This window comes from Streptomyces sp. JJ36 (assembly GCF_021696945.1).
Classification (GTDB): Bacteria; Actinomycetota; Actinomycetes; order Streptomycetales; family Streptomycetaceae; genus Streptomyces.
This window is the reverse complement of the sequence record NZ_JACYHE010000048.1, coordinates 23,090-43,968: the sequence shown is the minus strand read 5'-3', so window position 1 is coordinate 43,968 and position 20,879 is coordinate 23,090. Positions and strand designations below refer to the sequence as shown.

Genomic DNA, 20,879 nt, shown 5'->3' with positions numbered 1-20,879 from the left:
CGGTGCGGCGGGCGGGTGTCGCGGGTGCCCGGGCGCGCACGGGTGCCGCGCGGCCCGGGGTGCGGTGGCCGGGGGCGCGGTGGCCCTTGGTGAGCGCCGGACCCCCGTTCGCGCGGGCCCGGGGTGCGCGCCGGCGCGTGACCCGACAGGCCCCACGCGGCTTGCCGCCCCCCGCGGCGGACTGTCTACTGGAACGACCACCGGCGGCCCCGCTCAGCAGGGGAGGGGAGCACCATGCAGACACCCGTCGACCCCGCGTCGCCCGTGCCCGGTGCGGTCCTGCCGCGGGCGGTCGTGCTGGCCTCGCTCGTCCCGCTCTCCGAACTGGAGACCACGCCCTTCCTGGTGGACACCCGGCGCCAGTTCGAGGTGTGCCGGTCCTGGGCGGACGCGAACGGCTTCGCCATCGCCTCCACCGTCGAGACCCACAACGCGCCGACCGACACGCCCGCCCTCTGGCTGGACGTGCAGGAGGGCGCCTCGGCCTTCCTCTGCGCGGGGCGCGCGGTGCTGAGCGCGGCGCTGCGCTCGGTGGTGGAGTTCCGGGCCCGGTGCGCCGAGCTGGGCGTGCAGATCGTCACGGTGGACGGGCCGGAGCCGGCGTACACCTCCGAGATGAAGGCGGCGGTCCACCGCCGCCTCTCCCTCCCCACCGCCGGCTACGACGGCTCCTGACCCGGCACCCCGGAGCGGCCCCGCATGCCTCGCCCGGGCTGTCGGGGCCGCCCTGGCTGCCCTTCGCATCAGTGAGCTCGGGCTGAGTTCCGAGGCCACCGTCGGCGATCTCGTCCTGGCACTCGCCGACTCGGCGGACTCGTCCTCCGCCCCGCTGGCCCTCGTCTGACCGACCGTCGGCGCCCGCCCGCGCGGGGAGGTGCGCGAGCGGGCGCCGGCGGCTGCGGGCGGCCGCGGGGTCAGCCGACCGGGGCCGGCTGCTTCTCCGGGGCCGGCTCGGTCGCCGGGGCCTCGTCCGCCCCGGAGGCGTCGCCGTGGTCGTCCAGCATGGTCGCCTCGTCGAACGGGCGCCGCCCGGCGAGGACGGCCCCCACCTGCTCCCGGTCGATCTCCTTGGTCCAGGTGCCCACCAGCACCGTGGCCACCGCGTTGCCCGCGAAGTTGGTCAGCGCGCGGCACTCGCTCATGAAGCGGTCGATGCCCACGATCAGCCCGACGCCGTCGACCAGGTCGGGCCGGTGCGACTGGAGGCCGCCGGCCAGGGTGGCCAGCCCGGCGCCGGTCACACCGGCGGCGCCCTTGGAGGCGATCATCATGAAGACCAGCAGCGAGATCTGCTCGCCCAGCGACAGCGGGTCGCCCATCGCCTCGGCGACGAAGAGCGAGGCCATGGTCAGGTAGATCATGGTGCCGTCGAGGTTGAAGGAGTAGCCGGTCGGCACGGTGATGCCGACGACGGGCCGGCTGACGCCCAGGTGCTCCATCTTCGCGATGAGCCGCGGCAGCGCCGACTCGGAGGAGGAGGTGGAGAGGATCAGCAGGAACTCCCGGCCCAGGTAGCGGAAGAGGGAGAAGATGTTCACCCCCGCGACCAGCTTCAGCACCACGCCGAGCACCGCGAAGACGAAGAGGAAGCAGGTCGTGTAGAAGCCGACCATGATGATGGCCAGCGACTTCAGCGCGTCCACGCCGGTCTCCCCGACGACCGCGGCGATGGCGCCGAAGGCGCCCACCGGGGCCGCCCACATGATCATGGCGAGGACGCGGAAGACCACCCGCTGGAGGTGGCCGATGCCGCGCAGCACCGGCTCCCCGGCGGAGCCCATGGCCTGCAGCGCGAAGCCCACCAGCAGCGCCACCAGCAGCGTCTGGAGCACCTCGCCCTCGGTGAAGGCGGAGATCAGCGTGGTCGGGATGACGCCGAGCAGGAAGTCCACGGTGCCGGCACTGGCCCCTTCGGCCTCGGCGGCGCCCGCGTTCCGCACCTCGTCGGTCACGTGGAGCCCGCTGCCCGGGTCGAGCACGTTGCCGACGACCAGCCCGATCGTCAGCGCGACGACCGACATCAGCAGGAAGTAGCCCAGGGCGAGCCCGCCCACGGCGCCGACCTTGGCGGCCTTCCGCACCGAGCCCACGCCGAGCACGATGGTGCAGAAGATCACCGGTGAGATCATCATCTTGATCAGCGCCACGAACCCGGTGCCGAGCGGCTTGAGCTCGGTGGCCACGCCCGGGGCGACGAAGCCGAGGGTGATGCCGGCGAGCACCGCGCCGATCACCGCGATGTACAGATAGTGCGTACGGTCCCGCCTGCGCCGGGGTGGCGCCTGGGTCGCTGTCTGGCCTGACACGTCGGCTCCTCGGGGTCGCTGCTGAACGAATCCCGGCGAATATGCACCCCGGAGTGGCGCAGGTCACTGTTACGTGCATTTCGTGCACGGACCCCGCTCGTCACGGCGCGGCAGCACCCCGGCAGCGCCCCGGAAACCTCGCGGCAAACCTCGCATTCACTCCCGCTCACCCGGCAGGCACACTGGCCGCATGCGTGTTCCCCGTCCCCGCAGCCTCGCCGGCCAGCTCTTCGCGATGCAGGTCGTGCTGGTGACGGTGCTGGTCGCCGGGTGCTCGGTCTTCGCCTACGTCAAGGACCAGGAGCAGGCCGAGGAGTCCGCGCGGCACCGGGCGACGGCCACCGCACGCGCCGTCGCGGACTCCCCGTCCGTGCGCGAGGCGATCCGTACGGACGACCCCAGCGCACTGCTCCAGCCGTACGCGGAACGGGTACGGAAGGACACGGGCGTGACCTTCATCACCATCATGAACCCGGAGGGCGTGCGCTGGACGCACCCGAACCCGGAGCGCATCGGCGGCACCTTCGTCGGCCACACCGGTCCCGCGCTGCGCGGGGAGACCTTCACCGAGACCTACACCGGCACCCTGGGGCCGTCGGTCCGGGTGGTCACCCCGGTGCGGGACCGGGGACGGATCACGGGCCTGGTGAGCGCGGGCATCGCGGTGGAGGCCATCAGCGAGCAGGTGCGCGAGCAGGTGACGGCGCTGCTGGTGGCGGCCGGGCTGGCACTGGCCGCGGGCGGTCTCGGCACCTACTGGGTGAACGCACGTTTGCGGCGGCACACGCACGGCATGAACGCCGCCGAGCTCAGCCGGATGCACGACTACCACCAGGCGACGCTGCACGCGGTCCGCGAGGGCCTGGTGATGCTGGACGGACAGCGCCGCATCGCCCTGATCAACGACGGCGCCCGGGAACTGCTGGGCCTGACCGGCCCGGAGGTGGTGGGCCGCAACGTCGCGGAGCTGGGTCTGCCGGCGCCGCTCACCGGGGCGCTGCTGGCCTCCGAGCCGCGGGTGGACGAGGTGCACCTGACCGCGGACCGGGTGGTCGTGGTGAACACCTCGCCGGTCTCCGGCGGCGAGCGACGCGGCACCGTGGTGACGCTCCGCGACCACACGGAGCTGCAGTCGCTGGCCGGTGAGCTGGACTCGGTGCGCGGCTTCGCCGAGGCCCTGCGTGCCCAGGCGCACGAGGCGGCGAACCGGCTGCACACGGTGGTGTCGCTGATCGAGCTGGGACGGGCGCCGGAGGCGGTCGAGTTCGCCACCGAGGAGCTGGAACTGGCGCAGGCCCTCACCGACCAGGTGGTGGCCGCCGTCGCGGAGCCGGTGCTCGCGGCGCTGCTGCTGGGCAAGGCGGCACAGGCGAACGAACGGGGCGTGGAGCTGGTCCTCACCCCGGACAGCCGGATCGACGACGGGCTGCTCCCGGCCGGGCTGCCCGCCCGCGACCTGGTCACGGTGGTCGGCAACCTGGTGGACAACGCGGTGGAGGCAGCCGCCCGCACCCCCGCCCGGGACCGCACGCCGCGGGTCTCGGTGACCGTACGGGCCGAGCGGGAGCCGGCGACGGCCACCGTGCCGGACGGGCCCGGCGACGGCGGGCCGGGGCAGGCCGGCAACGCTGCCGGGGCCGCCGCCGGGGACGCGGCAGCGGATGCAGCCGGGGACGCGCTGACCCTGCTGGTGCGGGTCGCCGACACCGGGCCGGGGGTGGACGCGGCCTCCGTCGAGGAGGTGTTCCGGCGCGGCTGGACCACCAAGCCCGGCGCGAACGGCGGCGACGGCGCTCCGGGCCCGGACGGCGGCCACGGGCTCGGACTGGCCCTGGTGCGGCAGGCCGTGCGGCGGCACGGCGGCGGCATCGTGCTCACCGGGGCGGCGGCCGGCGGCGCGGAGTTCACCGTACGGCTGCCACTGGGTCCGGGGGCCCGGGGCAGGGGCGCGTCCGGGGACCGGGACCCCGCCGCGGCGGAGCCGGTGGCGCCCGGCGGCCTGCCCGGGCCCGGAGCGAGCGGGCCCGGCGGACCGGGAGCGCCGGTCCCGCCGGACGCACCGGGGCAGCCCGCGGCGCCGGCGGCGCCCGGGGCGGGAGGCGGACGGTGAGCGAGGTGCCGGGCAGGCCGCTCCAGGTTCTGGTCGTGGAGGACGACCCGGTGGCGGCCGACGCACACGCCCTCTACGTCTCCCGGGTGGCGGGCTTCGCGGTGGCCGGCGTGGCCCACACCCGCGCCGAGGCCGGGCGGGCGCTCGACCGGCTGCCGGTCGACCTGATCCTGCTCGACCTCTACCTCCCCGACGGGCACGGCCTGGCGCTGCTGCGGGCGCTGCGGGCGGCCGGGCACAGCACGGACGTGTTCGCGGTGACCTCGGCCCGCGATCTGACCGTGGTGCGGGAGGGCGTGTCGCTGGGCGTGGTGCAGCATGTGCTGAAGCCGTTCACCTTCGCCACGCTCCGGGACCGGCTGCGGCGCTACGCCGAGTTCCGGGAGACCACCCGGGCGGCCGGCGGCGAGGCGGGCAGCCAGGCCGAGGTGGACCGGGCCCTCTCCGCGCTGCGGGCGCCGCAGCCGGCGACCCTGCCCAAGGGGCTCAGCGCGCCCACCCTGGAGCGGGTCACGGTGGCGCTGCGGGAGGCGGGTCCGGACGGGCTGACCGCCAGCGCGGCCGCCGGGCGGATCGGCGTCAACCGGATCACCGCGCGGCGCTATCTGGAGCATCTGGTGACGGCCGGTCAGGCCGAACGGCGCCCGCAGTACGGCCAGGTGGGCCGGCCGGAATACTGCTACCGGTGGCACTCCCCCGCTCACCCGGAGGGCTGAGGGGGCACGGCGGGAAACCGCTCGTCCGTGTGAACAGCGGTTCCGGCAGGGCCCGTTGACCATCGCCGACCGTCGTCGCCCGACGTCGAGAAGACCCACCCCGGCTGTCGGCCGCCCGCACGGAGGCCATGGAGCGGGCCACACCGGGGACTCCTCGCCCGCCGGACCGGACGGGGCCGGCGACGAGCGGCTCTCCTCCCTCCCGGAGGGGGCGGTCACCGCACGGCGCCCCTCGCCTTCCTGCTCGGCGACGGTTGCACCCCGGCGGCGTGCAGGAGGGCCGGGCCCGCGCCGGACAGGCCGGTCCCGGGACCGCCGCCGCGGAACAAGCAGCCGTGACTGGAGGAAGCAACGATCCGTGACTTCGGGGGAACACACCGTGGAGGTTGCCGCCGGCGGCTCCTAGGGTGTGCGGATGCAGCAGCCGTACGACCCCGCCACCACCTCGTTCGACGCGGCGGCGGCCCGGCGCCTGCGCGAGGCGCTGGGCATGACGCCCGCGCACGTGGCGCACGGGATGTGGGCCGCCTACGGTCTCCGCGTCGCGCCCGCCACGGTCGCCTCCTGGGAGCTGGGCGAGGCGGAGCCCGGTGAGGCGGAGCTGCCCGCGCTGGCGGGGGCGCTCTGGTGCGCCCCGGCGGACCTGCTGGGCACCCCGAGCAGCCTGCGCCAGTACCGGCTGGCCCGCGGCATGGCCGTGAGCGACCTCGCCCTCCTCGTCGGCATGCAGCCGGAGGAGTACGTGCAGATGGAGCGGGACGGCGAGTGGCGCGGAGACGACCGGCAGGCGGCAGCGCTCGGCGGGGCGCTGGAGCTGCCGCCGGACGTGCTGCTGGAACTGACCGGGCGCGCCGACCGCCTGGCCGAGCTGCTGCGCAGCGCGGTCACCACCCGATGGCAGGCCTACACCGGGCCGGTCGCGGATCTGGTGGCGTTCCCCCGGCGCCGGCTGGAGACGGTGCTGCGGGCCCTGCACGCGGACTACCGGTCCGCGGCGGCGGGCTCGCTGAACTGGGGCGGGGCGGGGAGTTCGGCCACCGCGCAGGCCGCGGCCGAGGAGTTCCTCGCGGGCATCGTGGACCGCTTCTGGGCCCGCGCCCGCTGAGCCGGGCGTCCTCGGGTGCGTTGGCCGGCGCGCCCGCCCGGCAAGCGGCACAGCGGCACGACGCACCCGGGGCACGGCCCGCCGGAGCGCGCCCCGGTGCGGGGCTCAGAACACCGCTTCGGTCTCGTCCATCCGGTGCTGCGGCACCCGCTTGAGCTCCGAGACGCCGTCGGCCAGCGGCACCATCACGATGTCCGTGCCGCGCAGCGCGGTCATCATGCCGAACTCCCCCCGGTGCGCGGCCTCCACCGCGTGCCACCCGAAGCGGGTGGCCAGCACCCGGTCGTACGCGGTGGGCGTGCCGCCGCGCTGCACATGGCCCAGGATCACGGGCTTGGCCTCCTTCCCGAGCCGGTACTCCAGCTCGGCGGCGAGCCGGTTGCCGATGCCGACGAAGCGCTCGTGCCCGTACTGGTCGATGGTGCCCTTCTCGTAGGGCATGGACCCCTCGGCCGGGTGCGCGCCCTCGGCGACGCAGATGATGGCGAACTTCTTGTTCCGCGCGAAGCGCTCCTCCACCATCTTGACCAGGTCGTCCACCTGGAAGGGCTTCTCCGGGACGCAGATGGCGTGCGCGCCGGCCGCCATCCCGGCCTCCAGCGCGATCCAGCCCGCGTGCCGGCCCATGACCTCGACCACCATCACCCGCTGGTGCGACTCGGCGGTGGTCTTGAGCCGGTCCATCGCCTCGGTGGCGACGCCGACCGCGGTGTCGAAGCCGAAGGTGCGGTCGGTGGCCGAGATGTCGTTGTCGATGGTCTTGGGCACGCCCACCACGGGCACTCCGGCGTCGGCCAGCATGCGGGCGGCCGTCAGGGTGCCCTCGCCGCCGATCGGGATGAGGGCGTCCAGGTCGAGCCGGGCGATCAGCTCCTCGGAGTTGTCGCAGGCCTCTGCGAGCCGGCCGCGCTCCAGCCGGGAGGACCCCAGGATCGTGCCGCCGCGGGCCAGGATGCCGCTGACGTCGTTGATGTCGAGCGTGCGGTAACGGCCGTCGAGCAGGCCCCGGAAGCCGTCTTCGAAGCCGATGACCTCGTCGCCCCGGTCGTGCACGGCGCGGTGGACGACGGACCGGATCACGGCGTTGAGGCCGGGGCAGTCGCCGCCCGCGGTGAGGACTCCGATGCGCATGAGGTTCGCTTCTCCTGCCTCGCTGGTCGCTACGGGGCTCCGGAAGGTGTGCCGAGCCGACCGGATTCTTTCATGTCTTGAACACAAGAGGAAACGCCCCGTCCGGCATGCGGGCGCTCCGGCGCGCGCCGCTGCGGGGCCCACGGGTAGTGTCAAGAGTACGGGTCCACCCTTTCCTCCGGGTGTCCCGGTTTCCCGGCGGACGCGTCCCACACCCGGCAGGGCCCACCACGCAGCAGAGAGCAGAGGGAGAGCACGCGTGACGCGCAGCGTGTATGTGACCGGCATCGAGCGGGGGGACGGCCGGCAGGTCGTCGAGCTGGGAGTGATGGAGCTCCTCACCCGCCAGGTGGACCGGGTGGGGGTCTTCCGGCCGCTGGCCCACGACGGGCCGGACCCGATCTTCGACCTGCTCCGCGCCCGCTACCGGCTCACCCAGCCCACGGGCACCGTGATGGGGCTGGGCTACGACGAGGCCGCCGCGCTCCAGGCCGAGAAGGGCACGGACGCGCTGGTCGCGCGGCTGGTCGACCGGTTCCACGCGGTGGCCGCGGACTACGAGGTGGTGCTGGTGCTGGGCACGGACTTCGCCGACACCGGCCTCCCCGCGGAGCTGGCGCTCAACGCGCGGCTGGCCACCGAGTTCGGCGCCGCGGTGCTGCCCGTCGTCGGCTGCCAGGACCGGAGCGCCGAGTCGGTGGTCGCCGAGGTGCGCAACGCCTACGAGGCGTATGCCGCGCTGGGCTGCGAGGTCATCGCCATGGTGGCCAACCGGGTGGGCGACGGAGAGGGGAGCGAGGGCCCGGGTCCGGTGCGGACCCCGGCGGGCGAGGAGAACACCGCGGGTGCCCGTACGGCCGCCCGCGACCTGGGCGGGCACCTGCCGGTCCCGGTGTACGTGCTGCCGCCCGACCCGGCGCTGGCGGCGCCCACGGTCTCCCAGGTGCGGGAGGTGCTCGGCGCCGAGGTGCTGCTGGGCGACCCCTCGGGGCTGGCCCGGGACGTGCGGGAGATCGTCTTCGGCGGGGCCCACCTGCCGGCCTTCCTGCCGGCGCTGACCGACGGCTGCCTGGTCATCACCCCGGGCGACCGGGCGGATCTGATCGTCGGCGCGCTGGCCGCGCACTCGGCCGGGTCGCCGGCGATCGCGGGGCTCCTGCTCACCCTGGGCGAGCTGCCGGGGGCGGAGACCATGGCGCTGGCGGAGCGGCTGGCCCCCGGGACACCGGTGCTCTCCGTGCCGCACCACTCCTTCGCCACCGCCGGGGAGCTCTTCGGGCTGGAGGGGAAGCTGACCGCGACGACGCCGCGGAAGGCGGAGATCGCTCTCGGCCTGTTCGAGACCCATGTGGACACCGACGAGCTCACCGACCGGCTCTCGGTGGTGCGGAGCCCGCGGGTCACCCCGATGATGTTCGAGCACGAGTTGATCGAGCGGGCCCGGTCCGACCGCCGGCACGTGGTGCTGCCGGAGGGCACCGAGGACCGGGTGCTGCGCGCCGCCGAGGTGCTGCTGCGCCGGAACGTCTGCGATCTCACCCTGCTGGGAGACCCCGTCGCGGTGCGCAAGCGCGCCGCCGAGCTGGGCGTCGACCTGCCGCTGCTGGAGGACGACGAGGTCGCGGAGACGGCCGCGGCCTCGGCGCGCACGGTGGACCCGCAGGAGTCCCCGCTGCGCGAGCGCTTCGCCGAGCTCTACGCGAAGCTGCGGGCCCACCGGGGCGTCACCTTCGAGCTGGCGTACGACGTGGTCGCCGACGTCTCCTACTTCGGCACCCTGATGGTGCGGGAGGGGCTGGCCGACGGCATGGTCTCGGGCGCCGCGCACTCCACCGCGGCGACCATCCGCCCGGCCTTCGAGGTCATCAAGACCACGGCGGACGCCTCGATCGTCTCCTCGGTCTTCTTCATGTGCCTGGCCGACCGGGTGCTCGCCTACGGCGACTGCGCGGTCAACCCGGACCCGGACGCCGAACAGCTCGCGGACATCGCGATCCAGTCGGCCGGCACCGCCGCCCGGTTCGGCGTGCAGCCGCGGGTCGCGATGCTCTCCTACTCCACCGGGGCCTCGGGCTCGGGCGCGGAGGTGGACAAGGTACGGCGGGCCACCGGACTGGTGCGGGCCCGCCGCCCCGACCTGCTGGTGGAGGGGCCGATACAGTACGACGCCGCCGTGGAGCCCTCGGTCGCGGCGACCAAGCTGCCGGACTCCGACGTGGCCGGCCGGGCCACGGTGCTGGTCTTCCCCGACCTGAACACCGGCAACAACACCTACAAGGCGGTGCAGCGCTCGGCGGGCGCGGTGGCGGTCGGGCCGGTGCTCCAGGGGCTGCGGAAGCCGGTGAACGACCTGTCCCGCGGGGCACTCGTCCAGGACATCGTCAACACGGTCGCCATCACGGCCGTGCAGGCCCAGCAGGTCCGCGGAAGGAACTCCCCGGCATGACCGCCACCCGTGTCCTCGTCCTCAACTCCGGTTCCTCGTCGGTGAAGTACCAGCTCGTCGACATGGCCGACGGTTCGCGGCCCGCGGCCGGGCTGGTGGAGCGGATCGGCGAGCGCACCTCCCGGCTGGTGCACCGGCCGCCGGCGGGCGGCCCGGAGCGTACGTCGGACGCGCCGGTCGCCGACCACGAGGCGGCGCTGAAGGCGGCGGCCGCCGAGCTCGCCGCGGACGGGCTGGGTCTGGGCGCACCGGAACTGGCCGCGGTCGGGCACCGCGTGGTGCACGGGGGGCTGCGTTTCACGGAGCCGGTGCTGATCGACGACGAGGTGCTGGCGGAGATCGAGCGGCTGGTGCCGGTCGCCCCGCTGCACAACCCGGCGAACCTGCGTGGCATCCGCACCGCGCAGGCGCTCAGTCCCCGGCTGCCGCAGGTCGCGGTCTTTGACACGGCCTTCCACACCACGATGCCGGAGCACGCCGCACGCTACGCGATCGACACCGCGACCGCGGACGCCCACCGGGTGCGGCGCTACGGTTTCCACGGCACCTCGCACGCGTATGTCTCGCGCCGCACCGCGGAACTCCTGGGCCGACCGCCCTCGGAGGTCAACGTCATCGTGCTGCACCTGGGCAACGGCGCCTCCGCCTCCGCCGTGCGGGGCGGGGTGTGCGTGGAGACATCGATGGGTCTCACCCCGCTGGAGGGCCTGGTGATGGGCACCCGCTCGGGGGACGTGGACCCCGCGGTGGTCTTCCATCTCTCCCGGGTGGCCGGGATGTCCGTGGACGAGATCGACACCCTGCTGAACAAGCGGAGCGGGCTGCTCGGGCTCTGCGGGGACAACGACATGCGGGAGGTCCGGCGCCGCGTCGACGCGGGCGACGCGGACGCGCGGCTGGCCTTCGACGTCTATGTGCACCGGCTGAAGAAGTACCTGGGCGCCTACTGCGCCGTGCTGGGCCGGGTGGACGCGGTGGCCTTCACGGCCGGTGTCGGGGAGAACTCCGCGCCGGTACGGGCGGCCGCGGTGGGCGGCCTGGAGGGGCTCGGCCTCGCGGTCGACCCGGAGCGCAACGAGCCGCCCGGCGGGGAGCCCCGGCTGATCTCGCCGCCCGGGGCGCGGGTGGCGGTGGCCGTGGTCCCCACGGACGAGGAGCTGGAGATCGCCCGCCAGACCTACGCGCTGGTCAGCGAGGAGAACCCCGGATGAGCGCGGCATGACGCAGCCCGCCCGGAGCACCCCCGGAGCACCCCCGGAGCATACGTCGAGCAGGGCCGCGGTACCCGGGCGGCATGATCGAGTGAGCTGGCTCACCCCCGAACGTTCCGCACCTGAACAAACCCGATAGGATCGTCCCCATGCGCCGTTCCAAGATCGTCTGTACGCTGGGCCCCGCCGTCGACACCTTCGACCAGTTGAAGGCCATGCTCGAGGCCGGGATGAACGTGGCCCGCTTCAACATGAGCCACGGCTCGCACTCCGAGCACGAGGAGCGCTACCACCGGCTGCGCAAGGCCTCGGAGGAGACCGGGCGGGCCGTCGGCGTCCTCGCCGACCTCCAGGGTCCCAAGATCCGGCTGGAGACCTTCGCCGAGGGCCCGGTGGAGCTGGTGCGCGGCGAGGAGTTCACCATCACCACGGAGGACGTGCCGGGCGACCGGTCCGTCTGCGGGACGACGTACAAGGGCCTGCCCGGCGACGTGGCCAAGGGCGACCCGGTGCTGATCAACGACGGCAACGTCGCGCTCCAGGTGCTGGAGGTGGACGGACCGCGGGTGCGCTGCCTGGTGATCGAGGGCGGCGTCATCTCCGACCACAAGGGCATCAACCTGCCGGGCGCGGCCGTGAACGTGCCCGCGCTCTCCGGGAAGGACGTCGAGGACCTGCGCTTCGCCCTGCGCATGGGCTGCGACATGGTGGCGCTGTCCTTCGTGCGGAACGCCTCGGACGTGCGGGACGTGCACCGGGTGATGGACGAGGTCGGGCGCCGGGTGCCGGTGATCGCCAAGGTCGAGAAGCCGCAGGCCGTGGAGAACATGGAGGAGGTCGTGCTGGCCTTCGACGGCGTGATGGTGGCGCGCGGCGACCTGGCGGTGGAGTACCCGCTGGAGAAGGTCCCGATGGTGCAGAAGCGCCTGATCGAGCTCTGCCGGCGGAACGCCAAGCCGGTGATCGTGGCGACCCAGATGATGGAGTCGATGATCACCAACTCCCGTCCCACCCGCGCCGAGGCGTCGGACGTGGCGAACGCCATCCTGGACGGCACGGACGCCGTGATGCTCTCCGCGGAGTCCTCCGTCGGGCAGTACCCGGTGGAGACGGTCCGCACGATGTCGAAGATCGTGCAGGCCGCGGAGCAGGAGCTGCTGAGCAAGGGCCTGCAACCGCTGGTGATGGGCAAGAAGCCGCGCACCCAGGGCGGTTCGGTGGCCCGGGCGGCGTGCGAGATCGCCGACTTCCTGCACGCCAAGTCGCTGATCGCGTTCACCAAGTCCGGCGACACGGCGCGGCGTCTCTCCCGCTACCGCGCGGTCCAGCCGATCCTCGCCTTCACCACCGAGTCCTCCACCTGCAACCAGCTCACGCTGAGCTGGGGCGTGGAGACCTATGTGGTGCCGCACGTGGACACCACCGACGAGATGGTCGACCTGGTGGACGCGGAACTGCTGCGCCTCCAGCGGTACGACGCCGGCGACACCATGATCATCACCGCGGGCTCCCCGCCCGGCGTCCCGGGCACCACCAACATGGTCCGGGTGCACCACCTGGGCGGCGGCGAGCCGGCGCGCTGACGCCTGAGCCGCGGGATGCGTCCCCGCACCCGTACCACGGGCCCGCACCCCGGAGGGGTGCGGGCCCGGTGCCTGGGGGCGCGGCCTACCGCGTGATGGTGCTGTGCAGCCCGGGGACGGTCAGGTTGCCGCCGAACTGGCCGGCCTGCCGCACGGTCACCTCGGTGAAGTAGACCTCCGGCAGGTTCAGCGGCGGCGGGTGCTCGGGGTCGAAGACGATCGGTATCAGCCCGAAGAGCTTGCCCTCCAGCCGCTCGGTGTACATCGTCACCTGCCCGCCGCGGATCGTGGAGGTGGAGCCAGGGGCGGCCTGGACGTGGTACTGCACGCCGTCGCCCGCGACGATCTGGTGCAGGTCGCCTATGTCCACGCTGTCGGCGGTGAACTTCAGCACCTGCTTGCTGCTCCCGTCGGCCGTACGGACGTTGTAGACGCCCTTGTAGTCCAGGCCGTGCAGGGCGAGCGAGGAGGCCTCCAGCCGCCAGGGCTGGTTGGGCAGGGTGGCCGGGGTCTGCTCGCCCTCGCCGGCGACCTTCTTCTCCTCGACGCAGGGGAACGCCTCCTTGCCGCCCGCGGCCGGGTCCTGACCGGTGGCGTCGTCCCCGGAGTCCCCGGAGTCCGGGGATGCCGTGGAGTCCCCGCCGGCGTCCTCCTCCGGGGCCGCCGGCTCCTCCGTGCTCTCCGGGGCCTGCGGGCCCTGGGTGCCGCCGGTGCCGGGCAGCGCGTCCTCGACGCCCTCCTCCAGCTCCTCTGCGGTGTCCCCGGCCGGGTCCTGGCTCTCCCGGTCGCCGGAAGGGCTGGGCGAGGGCTGCGGCTCGGCCGGTTCCTCCGTCGCCTGCTCCTCCTCGTCCGGGGTGAACACGTCGCGGATCTTCTCCCCGAGGCCCAGCGGGTCGAGCGGGTTCCGCTCCTCCTCGGTCTCCGACGGGCTCGGGGAGGGCTCCGGAGCCTCCGTATCCGAGCCGGAGTCGCCGGACGTGTCCTGCGCGGAGGGGCCGGTGTCGCCGGAGGACGCACCGGAGTCCTCCGCGCCCCCGGCGTCCTCCTCGTCGCCGTCCTGCTGCTCCGCCTGCTGCTCGGCCAGGGCCTGCTTCTCGGCCTCCGCCTGCTTCCGGGCCTCGGCGGCCTGCCGCTCCGCCTCGATCCGGGCCTTCTCGCGGGCCTTCTCCCGGGCCGCGTCGGCCTCCGCCTGCTGGTCCTTGTCCGGGGCGGAGACGCAGGGCCCCTCCCGGAAGGGGTTCTTGGGCAGCGGCTTGGCCGTGGCGAGTTGGGGGGTGAGTCCCATGCCCATGAGGACGGCCGACGGCATGGCCGCCATGGCTATCGCCTTGCCGGCGGGCATGTGCAGCCGGGTCAGCAGCGGCTTTCTGGGAGCGGCGTGCCGCGGGCCGCTTCTCGCCCGGCGGGCGCCGGCCGCGGCCTTCTCCGCCGCGGCGGCCGCGTCCTCGTGCAGCTCGTCACCCGGCACGGTGCCTCCCGTTCGCGTGGTTCGCCTCGGCCTCCGTCGCGGGCGAGGAAGCCGTTCCAGTGACTGACAGGTCGTCCGGGGCACCGCCGTCCCCCGCGGGGGCCGGGTCGTCCGTCGCGCCGGGGGCGGCCGGTGCGGCCGCGGAGCGCGGGGCAGGCGGTGCCGGTGCCCAGGCGACGGCGAGCGCGCCGCCGACGAGTCCCAGCAGGAAGCCGATGAGAAAGGCGCCGAAGTTCGAGACGACCAGAGAGACCAGGGCCAGCAGGATCGCCGCGACACCGGCGAACACCCGCTGCTGGGGCTGGAACCACATGGTCAGCCCGAGCACCACCAGCAGCACACCGATGATGAGCGAACCGGCGCCCGCCGTCGTGGACATGCGGATGGTCAGCGACCCCAGAGTGAGGTTCTGGTAGGGGATGTACATGATCGGGATGCCGGCGAGCAGCGTCAGCATCCCGCCCCAGAACGGGCGCTGTCCGCGCCAAGCCCGGAAATCCCGGCGCATCCGGGCGAACCGGTCGTTCGGCCGCTCATGCGTGTCGGCGCTCATAGGTACAGCTCCTCGGGACTGGCAAAGGCTTTGCATGGTGAAGCGGCCGTACGGGCGCGGGACCGGTGCCCCGCACCCGTACGGTCAGCGCCTCAGTAGCACTCGTGCTTGCCCTTCTTGACGGACATGTGGAGGCCACTGAGCTTGAACGTGCCGGCCGTGGTCGCCCACGCCCGCTGCTTGACGTCGGTCAGCGTGGCGCTCTCGGCCTGCTGGGCGAAGGAGCCCGGCAGGTACGTGTCGCCCTTGTGCGGACCGGGCCCCTTGGTGGTGTCGTCCACCGAGACGCCGATGTCGATGTTGTTGAACGTGGCGTTCGCCGAGAGCTCGTCGGCGTCGACGAAGAGCTTCTTCGCCTCGACCGGCGCGTCCTTGCCGGCGGTCAGGTTCATCGACACGTCGCCGAAGACCGGGACCGGAATCACGACGGACTGGCAGAGATCGCTGATCTCCGCCTTGTCCATACCGACCACGGTGACCGGCTTCTTACCCGCCTTGGTGCTGTCCAGCGCACCGTACTGGGTGAAGCCGGTCGCGTTGATCTTGCCTGCGGTCAGCTTGAACTGCTGACCGGAGACGCTGAACGACGCGGCCAGGGCACCCTGCGAGAGGGCGACGCCGATCGCCGCCGTGGCGGCGACGCTCGGCACCATGACCACGGCGAACCGCTTCCATCTGGTCCCGCCACGAGCCTGGGACTCCATGCCTTTCCTCCTTCTCGGACGTGCATCTCCGGTGCGGACTGCGGTTCCGCGGCCGGGATGGGAGAAGTGCTACGCCCTCGGGAAGGAGAACGCCGATCTGGGGCCGTACACAAGACGTGCGTCCGGACGGTCGGCGATCACCCCCGAGCGACAACCACGGGCCACGCTCTCGCGCAACCTGCACTACCGGACAGGCTCTGCCGGGTGGCAGAGACCCCCCTGCCCGCGACCGGCGGTGCTGCCGCCGGCCGGCCCGGTGGGGACCCACCCTCCCCGGGAGTTCCGGACGTGGTGACCGGAGGAGGAGAACGGACCGAGCGTGGCCGATCGTGGTGCATCAGGGGCCGGGGCACAAGGGGTTCGTTACTTGCGAGTAACGCCTGAACCACCCAATCCGGGAGGCCGTTGGGAGGCCGAGCACGGACGGTCGCGGCGGACGGCGCGACCCCGGCGGGACAGACCAGGACAGGGAAGGGCGAATCGCCGCCGTCCTCTTACTGCGAGTAACAGCGGCTGCGATTACCAAGTTTTGGTAAAACGCAGCCGCCGCAATCGCTCTGTCGCTGTGTCGAGAAGAGCGGGCCCTGAGTTCAGGGACCCAGGTCAGAACAGGACACGGGCCAGGGCGCCACGCGCCGTGACGACGCGCGGGTCCTCCGGTCCGATCACCTCGAACAGCTCCAGCAGACGGAGTCGCGTCCGCTCCCGGTCCTCTCCGGCGGACCGTCGCACGGTCTCCACCAACCTCCCGAAGGCGTCCTCGACATGACCACCGACCAGATCCAGGTCCGCCGCCCGGAGCTGTGCCTCGACGTCCGCCGGGTCGTCCGCCGCCGCCGTGCGCACCTCCTGGGCGTCCAGCCCCTGCACCCGGCCCAGGAGTTCGGCCTGGGCGAGGCCGAGCCGGGCCTCGGTGTTCGCCGGGTCGTCCGAGAGGACGTTCTTGTACGCCTGCACGGCGCCGCCCAGGTCGCCGGCGTCCAGCGCGCTGTGCGCGGCCGCCAGTGCCGGGTCCTCGGGGGTCTCCGGTGCCTGCGGCTCCTCCTCCGCCTCGGCCCCCTCGGGCACGCCGGTCAGGCCGGTGATGCCGAAGCGCTCCTCGGCGACCTGCACGAGCTGGTCCAGGGTCTGCCGGACCTGCTGCTCGGGCGCCGCGCCCTGGAAGAGCGGCAGCGCCTGCCCGGCGACCACCGCGAAGACCGCGGGGATCCCCTGGACGCCGAACTGCTGGAAGAGCATCTGGTTCTTGTCGACATCGATCTTGGCGAGCAGGACGCGGCCGCCGTACTCCTGCACGACCCGCTCCAGCACCGGGCTGAGCTGCTTGCACGGCTCGCACCACTCGGCCCAGAAGTCGATCACGACCGGGACCTCGGCGGAGCGCTGGAGGACCTCCGCCTCGAACCCCGCCTCGTCGACGTCGATCACCAGGCCGGCGGGTGCGGGGCCGCCCCGCCCGGCCGCGGAGTCGGCACGTGCCTGCTCCGCCTTCTGCTTGGCCTCCCCGGCCGCCTTCACCGCGGCGAGGTCGACCACTCCGCTCATGGACATGTTGCGTGGCTGCATGAGACCAGTCTCCCCCCTTCGCGCGGTCTTCTGTGCCGGGTCCCCACCCAGCGTGTGGCTGTCGCTCCCCCGGTGATTCCGATACGGGTCGTAGCGTAACACCGGTGAGCACATAAGGTGCAGCCATGGCACGACCCCGTGATGTCGCCGCCGACGGCGCGATTCTGGAAGCGACCCGTGCCGCACTGGTGGAACGCGGCTGGTCCAGGGTGACGATGGGGGACGTCGCGGCCCGCGCCGGTGTGGCGAAGACCACCCTCTACCGCCGCTGGTCCGGCAAGAACGAGCTGGTCGTGGACGCCGTAGCGGTCCTCTTCGACGAGCTGGCGCTCCCCGACCGCGGCAGCCTGCGGGCCGACGTCGAGGGCGTGGTGCTCTCCTTCGGTGCGCTGCTGGAGCGGCCCGAGACCAGGACGGCACTGATGGCCGTGGTGGCCGAGTCCACCCGCGACCCGGCGCTGCGGGCCCGGATCCGCACCGCCGTGGTGGACCGCCAGAAGCACCTGGTGGTGCAGGGCCGGGCGCGCGCCCAGCGGCGCGGCGAACTGCCGCCGGACCCCGACCCGGGCACGGCGGCCCGGGAGGCCGATCTGGTCTTCGACGTCATCGCGGGCGCCGTGGTGCACCGGGCGCTGGTCAGCGACGAGCGGGTGGACGCCGCCTGGGCCGCCGCCTTGGCCGGGCTGCTGCTGGGCGGGCTCGCGTCGCTCGGCGGGGCCCCGGAGGCGGCGGGCGCCGGGTCCGGAAACACAGCGCCGGCGGGCGCCGGGCCCGGGGGCCCGGCGCCCGCTGCCGCTCAGAAGCCGGGCGGTTCGGTGTAGACGCCCCACTCGTCCCGGAGCGCGTCACAGATCTCGCCCAGCGTGGCCTCCGCGCGGACGGCCTCCAGCATCGGCTCGATCATGTTGGCGTCCGTGCGGGCGGCCGCCAGCATGCCGTCCAGCGCCCGGCGCACCGCCGCGTCGTCACGCCGGGCCTTGCGGTCGGTCAGCACCCGCACCTGCTCCCGCTCCACCTCGTGGCTGACCCGCAGGATCTCCAGGTCGCCGCTGACCGAGCCGGTGTGGCAGTTGACCCCGACGACCTTCTTGTCGTTCTTCTCCAGCGCCTGCTGGTAGCGGAAGGCAGCCTCGGCGATCTCGCCGGTGAACCAGCCGTCCTCGATGCCGCGCAGGATGCCGGAGGTCATCGGGCCGATGGGGTGGTTGCCGTCCGGCACGGCGCGGCGACCGCGCTCCTTGATCTGCTCGAAGATCTTCTCGGCGTCGGCCTCGATGCGGTCGGTGAGCTGCTCCACAAACCAGGAGCCGCCGAGCGGGTCGGCGACGTTGGTGACGCCGGTCTCCTCCATCAGCACCTGCTGGGTGCGCAGGGCGATCTCGGCCGCCTGCTCGCTGGGCAGCGCCAGGGTCTCGTCCAGGGCGTTGGTGTGCAGCGAGTTGGTGCCGCCGAGGACGGCAGACAGCGCCTCCACGGCGGTCCGCACGACGTTGTTGTACGGCTGCTGCGCGGTCAGCGAGACGCCGGCGGTCTGGGTGTGGAACCGGAGCCACTGGGCCTTCTCCGAGGTCGCGCCGTAGACGTCCCGCATCCAGCGGGCCCAGATGCGGCGCGCGGCGCGGAACTTGGCGATCTCCTCGAAGAAGTCGAGGTGCGCGTCGAAGAAGAAGGAGAGCCCGGGGGCGAAGGTGTCGACGTCCAGGCCGCGGGAGAGCCCCAGCTCGACGTAGCCGAAGCCGTCCGCCAGCGTGTACGCCAGTTCCTGCGCGGCGGTGGAGCCGGCCTCCCGGATGTGGTAGCCGGAGACCGAGAGCGGCTTGTAGGCGGGGATGTGCCGCGCGCAGTGCTCCATCAGGTCGCCGATCAGGCGCAGATGCGGCTCGGGCTGGAAGAGCCACTCCTTCTGCGCGATGTACTCCTTGAAGATGTCGGTCTGGAGCGTGCCGTTGAGCACGCCCGGGTCGACACCCTGCCGCTCCGCCGCCACCAGGTACATGCAGAAGACGGGCACGGCCGGTCCGGAGATGGTCATCGAGGTGGTGACGTCGCCGAGCGGGATGTCCCGGAAGAGGATCTCCATGTCGGCGGCCGAGTCGACGGCGACGCCGCAGTGGCCCACCTCGCCGAGCGACTTGGGCTCGTCGGAGTCGCGGCCCATCAGGGTCGGCATGTCGAAGGCGACCGAGAGTCCGCCGCCGCCCGCCTCCAGGATCATCTTGTACCGCTCGTTCGTCTGCTCGGCGTTGCCGAAGCCGGCGAACTGGCGGATGGTCCAGGTGCGGCCGCGGTAGCCCGTGGGGTGCAGCCCCCGGGTGTACGGGAACTCACCGGGCCAGCCGATCCGCTCGAACCCTTCGTAGCTGTCTCCGGGCCGCGGCCCGTAGACGGGCGCGACCTCGTCGCCGGAGAGCGTGGTGAAGTCGGCGTCGCGCTTGCGCGCCGCGTCGTAGCGCGCCTGCCAGCGGCGGCGCCCCTGCTCGATGGCCTCAGCATCCATGCGGTGTTTCCGCCTTCCCTGCGCCCCCGTGGCCGGGGTCTCCGCCTCTCGGAGGCAAAATTACTAGGACGTCCTAGTAAGTGTCCGCCCGAGACGGCACCGGGCGCAAGGGGAACCCGCTCCCGGCGCCGGGAGCCCCCCGTACGGAGCAGGCGGAACCGGCACACGGGCCCGGAACGGCGCGGCGGGCGCGCGGACCGGGGCGGCGAGCTCCACAGGTCCCGGCGCTACGCCTGCGCGGGCTCCGCGGCCGCGCCCTCCACCAGCGGCTCCACCTCGCGGGCGACCCGCCGCTCCACGAAGAACGCGGCGGCCGGGATCGTGCCGGACACCAGCACCCACAGCAGCTTGCCGAACGACCAGCGCGCCTTCTGGCCCAGGTCGAAGGCGAAGACGAGATAGACGATGTAGAGCACCCCGTGGAGCTGCGAGACGACGAACGTCACGTCCTCGCCGGTGTCGAAGCCGTACTTGAAGACCATGCAGGTGCACAGCACCAGCAGCATGACGGCGGTGACATAGGCCATGACCCGGTAGCGGGTCAGCACGCTCTTCTTCATGGAAGAGAGCGTAACGGCCGGTTCCGGACGTTCCGCCCGCGGGTGCCGGACGGGGTCCGGGACGGGCCCGTCGGCCCCGCGCTCAGGACGCGTCGAAGTCCTCGGCCGCCACCCGCAGCGGCCGGAGCAGGCCGAAGATCTCCCGGCACTGCTCGTCGTCGTAGGCGGAGAGCCCGAAGTCCATGGCCATCAGTTCACGGGTGGCCGCGTCGCACACCTCGCGCCCCTTGTCCGTGATGGAGGCGAGCGTGCCGCGGCCGTCCTCCGGGTTGGGGCGCTTGGCCACCAGCCCGGCCTTCTGCAGCCGGTCCACGGTGTTGGTCACCGAGGTGGGATGCACCATCAGCCGCTCCCCGATCTTGGACATCGGCAGCTCGCCGCGCTGGGAGAAGGTGAGCAGCACCAGTGCCTCGTACCGGGCGAAGGTCAGCCCGTACGGCTTGACGACGGCGTCCACCTGCGCGAGCAGGATCTGGTGCGCCCGCATGATGGAGGTGATCGCCGCCATCGAGGGCACGGAGCCCCATCGCTCCTTCCAGAGCTCGTCGGCGCGGGCGATCGGGTCGAACGGGAGGCTGAGCGGCTTCGGCACGTCTCCGACCCTACCGGCCGGTCATATGGTGGGCACAAGCGTCTCACCACCCGGGAGGGGGACGCCCGGGCCGCGCCGGGGACCGGGGCCGCCGCGGTCAGCGGTTTCGGCGGGTGCCCGAACGGGCAGCGCGCTCTCGGGACGCGACGTCCCGGTGACGGGCAGCGTGGCCCGTACGGCAGGCGGGGAGGCCGCGCGCCCCCGTGCCGTGGCGGCACCGGCCGCCGTCTCTCCGGATGGCGGATTCGCCGTGTCACCATGCGGGCACATTCCCGTACGGCGTCGTGGGGGGCGTACATTCCGTTTTCCGGTTTTCCGTAATGCGGACGAA

17 protein-coding genes are annotated in these 20,879 nt (G+C 73.2%); 8 read left to right on the top strand and 9 right to left on the bottom strand.

The features are described from left to right. Positions 1–234 precede the first annotated feature (234 nt). Positions 235–675: a hypothetical protein gene (locus HOY81_RS18155; protein WP_237321495.1), complete on the top strand. Its 441-nt coding sequence runs from the start codon at positions 235–237 to the stop codon at positions 673–675. Between the two features lie 239 nt (positions 676–914). Here HOY81_RS18155 and HOY81_RS18150 read toward each other — a convergent pair whose 3' ends face one another. After that, complete coding sequence (locus HOY81_RS18150; protein WP_237321494.1) at positions 915–2,306, bottom strand: cation:dicarboxylase symporter family transporter; 1,392 nt, start codon at positions 2,304–2,306, stop codon at positions 915–917. Positions 2,307–2,496: 190 nt separating this feature from the next. Between HOY81_RS18150 and HOY81_RS18145 the strand changes: the two genes are divergently transcribed. The 3 genes from HOY81_RS18145 to HOY81_RS18135 all read left to right on the top strand — a co-directional run bounded on the left by HOY81_RS18145 (position 2,497) and on the right by HOY81_RS18135 (position 6,237). After that, positions 2,497–4,416, top strand: coding sequence for a sensor histidine kinase (locus tag HOY81_RS18145; protein WP_237321493.1), 1,920 nt, complete (start codon positions 2,497–2,499; stop codon positions 4,414–4,416). After that, positions 4,413–5,132: a response regulator gene (locus HOY81_RS18140; RefSeq protein ID WP_237321492.1), complete on the top strand. Its 720-nt coding sequence runs from the start codon at positions 4,413–4,415 to the stop codon at positions 5,130–5,132. The genes HOY81_RS18145 and HOY81_RS18140 overlap by 4 nt, the downstream gene beginning before the upstream one ends. A 415-nt stretch (positions 5,133–5,547) precedes the next feature. Continuing rightward, positions 5,548–6,237: an XRE family transcriptional regulator gene (locus tag HOY81_RS18135; protein ID WP_237321491.1), complete on the top strand. Its 690-nt coding sequence runs from the start codon at positions 5,548–5,550 to the stop codon at positions 6,235–6,237. A 105-nt stretch (positions 6,238–6,342) separates the two neighbouring features. Here the strand turns inward: HOY81_RS18135 and HOY81_RS18130 are convergent, their stop codons facing one another. Next, positions 6,343–7,368 carry an ATP-dependent 6-phosphofructokinase gene (locus tag HOY81_RS18130; protein WP_237321490.1) on the bottom strand — a complete coding sequence of 342 codons (1,026 nt, stop codon included), beginning with the start codon at positions 7,366–7,368 and terminating at the stop codon, positions 6,343–6,345. A 259-nt stretch (positions 7,369–7,627) separates the two neighbouring features. On the opposite strand from HOY81_RS18130, the gene pta reads away from it, so the two are divergent. The 3 genes from pta to pyk all read left to right on the top strand — a co-directional run bounded on the left by pta (position 7,628) and on the right by pyk (position 12,608). Beyond that, complete coding sequence (gene pta / locus HOY81_RS18125) at positions 7,628–9,814, top strand: phosphate acetyltransferase (RefSeq protein WP_237321489.1); 2,187 nt, start codon at positions 7,628–7,630, stop codon at positions 9,812–9,814. After that, complete coding sequence (locus tag HOY81_RS18120; protein WP_237321488.1) at positions 9,811–11,025, top strand: acetate kinase; 1,215 nt, start codon at positions 9,811–9,813, stop codon at positions 11,023–11,025. Before pta ends, HOY81_RS18120 begins: the two co-directional genes overlap by 4 nt. Positions 11,026–11,174: 149 nt before the next feature. Then, positions 11,175–12,608 (top strand): pyruvate kinase, encoded by a 1,434-nt coding sequence (gene pyk, locus HOY81_RS18115; RefSeq protein WP_237321487.1) that lies wholly within the window; start codon positions 11,175–11,177, stop codon positions 12,606–12,608. Positions 12,609–12,693: 85 nt separating this feature from the next. Here the strand turns inward: pyk and HOY81_RS18110 are convergent, their stop codons facing one another. From HOY81_RS18110 to HOY81_RS18095, 4 genes are all read right to left on the bottom strand, one after another. Then, positions 12,694–14,076: a hypothetical protein gene (locus tag HOY81_RS18110; RefSeq protein ID WP_237321486.1), complete on the bottom strand. Its 1,383-nt coding sequence runs from the start codon at positions 14,074–14,076 to the stop codon at positions 12,694–12,696. Beyond that, the gene (locus HOY81_RS18105; RefSeq protein WP_237321485.1) at positions 14,066–14,629 is read right to left on the bottom strand and encodes a DUF6114 domain-containing protein; all 564 of its coding nucleotides are present in this window, start codon (positions 14,627–14,629) and stop codon (positions 14,066–14,068) included. The genes HOY81_RS18110 and HOY81_RS18105 overlap by 11 nt, the downstream gene beginning before the upstream one ends. Before the next feature lie 92 nt (positions 14,630–14,721). Beyond that, positions 14,722–15,333, bottom strand: coding sequence for a DUF6230 family protein (locus HOY81_RS18100; protein WP_237321484.1), 612 nt, complete (start codon positions 15,331–15,333; stop codon positions 14,722–14,724). Between the two features lie 603 nt (positions 15,334–15,936). Continuing rightward, positions 15,937–16,899 carry a tetratricopeptide repeat protein gene (locus HOY81_RS18095; protein ID WP_237321483.1) on the bottom strand — a complete coding sequence of 321 codons (963 nt, stop codon included), beginning with the start codon at positions 16,897–16,899 and terminating at the stop codon, positions 15,937–15,939. A 125-nt stretch (positions 16,900–17,024) separates the two neighbouring features. Here HOY81_RS18095 and HOY81_RS18090 point away from each other — a divergent pair, with 125 nt between their 5' ends. Beyond that, entirely contained in the window at positions 17,025–17,720 is a 696-nt protein-coding gene (locus HOY81_RS18090; RefSeq protein ID WP_237321482.1) for a TetR/AcrR family transcriptional regulator, read from the top strand. Here the strand turns inward: HOY81_RS18090 and HOY81_RS18085 are convergent. From HOY81_RS18085 to HOY81_RS18075, 3 genes are all read right to left on the bottom strand, one after another. Next, positions 17,696–19,396: a methylmalonyl-CoA mutase gene (locus HOY81_RS18085; protein WP_237321481.1), complete on the bottom strand. Its 1,701-nt coding sequence runs from the start codon at positions 19,394–19,396 to the stop codon at positions 17,696–17,698. The genes HOY81_RS18090 and HOY81_RS18085 overlap by 25 nt on opposite strands. Before the next feature lie 227 nt (positions 19,397–19,623). Next, on the bottom strand, positions 19,624–19,956 hold the full coding sequence (locus HOY81_RS18080) for a DUF3817 domain-containing protein (protein WP_237321480.1): 333 nt from the start codon (positions 19,954–19,956) through the stop codon (positions 19,624–19,626). An 82-nt stretch (positions 19,957–20,038) separates the two neighbouring features. Continuing rightward, positions 20,039–20,548 (bottom strand): MarR family winged helix-turn-helix transcriptional regulator, encoded by a 510-nt coding sequence (locus HOY81_RS18075; protein ID WP_237321479.1) that lies wholly within the window; start codon positions 20,546–20,548, stop codon positions 20,039–20,041. Positions 20,549–20,879: the final 331 nt, after the last annotated feature.

Excerpts from the sequence above, each read along its gene's own strand:
- HOY81_RS18105 (WP_237321485.1), bottom strand. The coding sequence starts at position 14,629 with ATGAGCGCCGACACGCATGAGCGGCCGAACGACCGGTTCGCCCGGATG.
- pyk (WP_237321487.1), top strand. The coding sequence starts at position 11,175 with ATGCGCCGTTCCAAGATCGTCTGTACGCTGGGCCCCGCCGTCGACACC.
- HOY81_RS18135 (WP_237321491.1), top strand. The coding sequence starts at position 5,548 with ATGCAGCAGCCGTACGACCCCGCCACCACCTCGTTCGACGCGGCGGCG.
- HOY81_RS18085 (WP_237321481.1), bottom strand. The coding sequence starts at position 19,396 with ATGGATGCTGAGGCCATCGAGCAGGGGCGCCGCCGCTGGCAGGCGCGC.
- HOY81_RS18090 (WP_237321482.1), top strand. The coding sequence starts at position 17,025 with ATGGCACGACCCCGTGATGTCGCCGCCGACGGCGCGATTCTGGAAGCG.
- HOY81_RS18080 (WP_237321480.1), bottom strand. The coding sequence starts at position 19,956 with ATGAAGAAGAGCGTGCTGACCCGCTACCGGGTCATGGCCTATGTCACC.
- HOY81_RS18100 (WP_237321484.1), bottom strand. The coding sequence starts at position 15,333 with ATGGAGTCCCAGGCTCGTGGCGGGACCAGATGGAAGCGGTTCGCCGTG.
- HOY81_RS18095 (WP_237321483.1), bottom strand. The coding sequence starts at position 16,899 with ATGCAGCCACGCAACATGTCCATGAGCGGAGTGGTCGACCTCGCCGCG.
- HOY81_RS18130 (WP_237321490.1), bottom strand. The coding sequence starts at position 7,368 with ATGCGCATCGGAGTCCTCACCGCGGGCGGCGACTGCCCCGGCCTCAAC.
- HOY81_RS18145 (WP_237321493.1), top strand. The coding sequence starts at position 2,497 with ATGCGTGTTCCCCGTCCCCGCAGCCTCGCCGGCCAGCTCTTCGCGATG.
- HOY81_RS18120 (WP_237321488.1), top strand. The coding sequence starts at position 9,811 with ATGACCGCCACCCGTGTCCTCGTCCTCAACTCCGGTTCCTCGTCGGTG.
- HOY81_RS18155 (WP_237321495.1), top strand. The coding sequence starts at position 235 with ATGCAGACACCCGTCGACCCCGCGTCGCCCGTGCCCGGTGCGGTCCTG.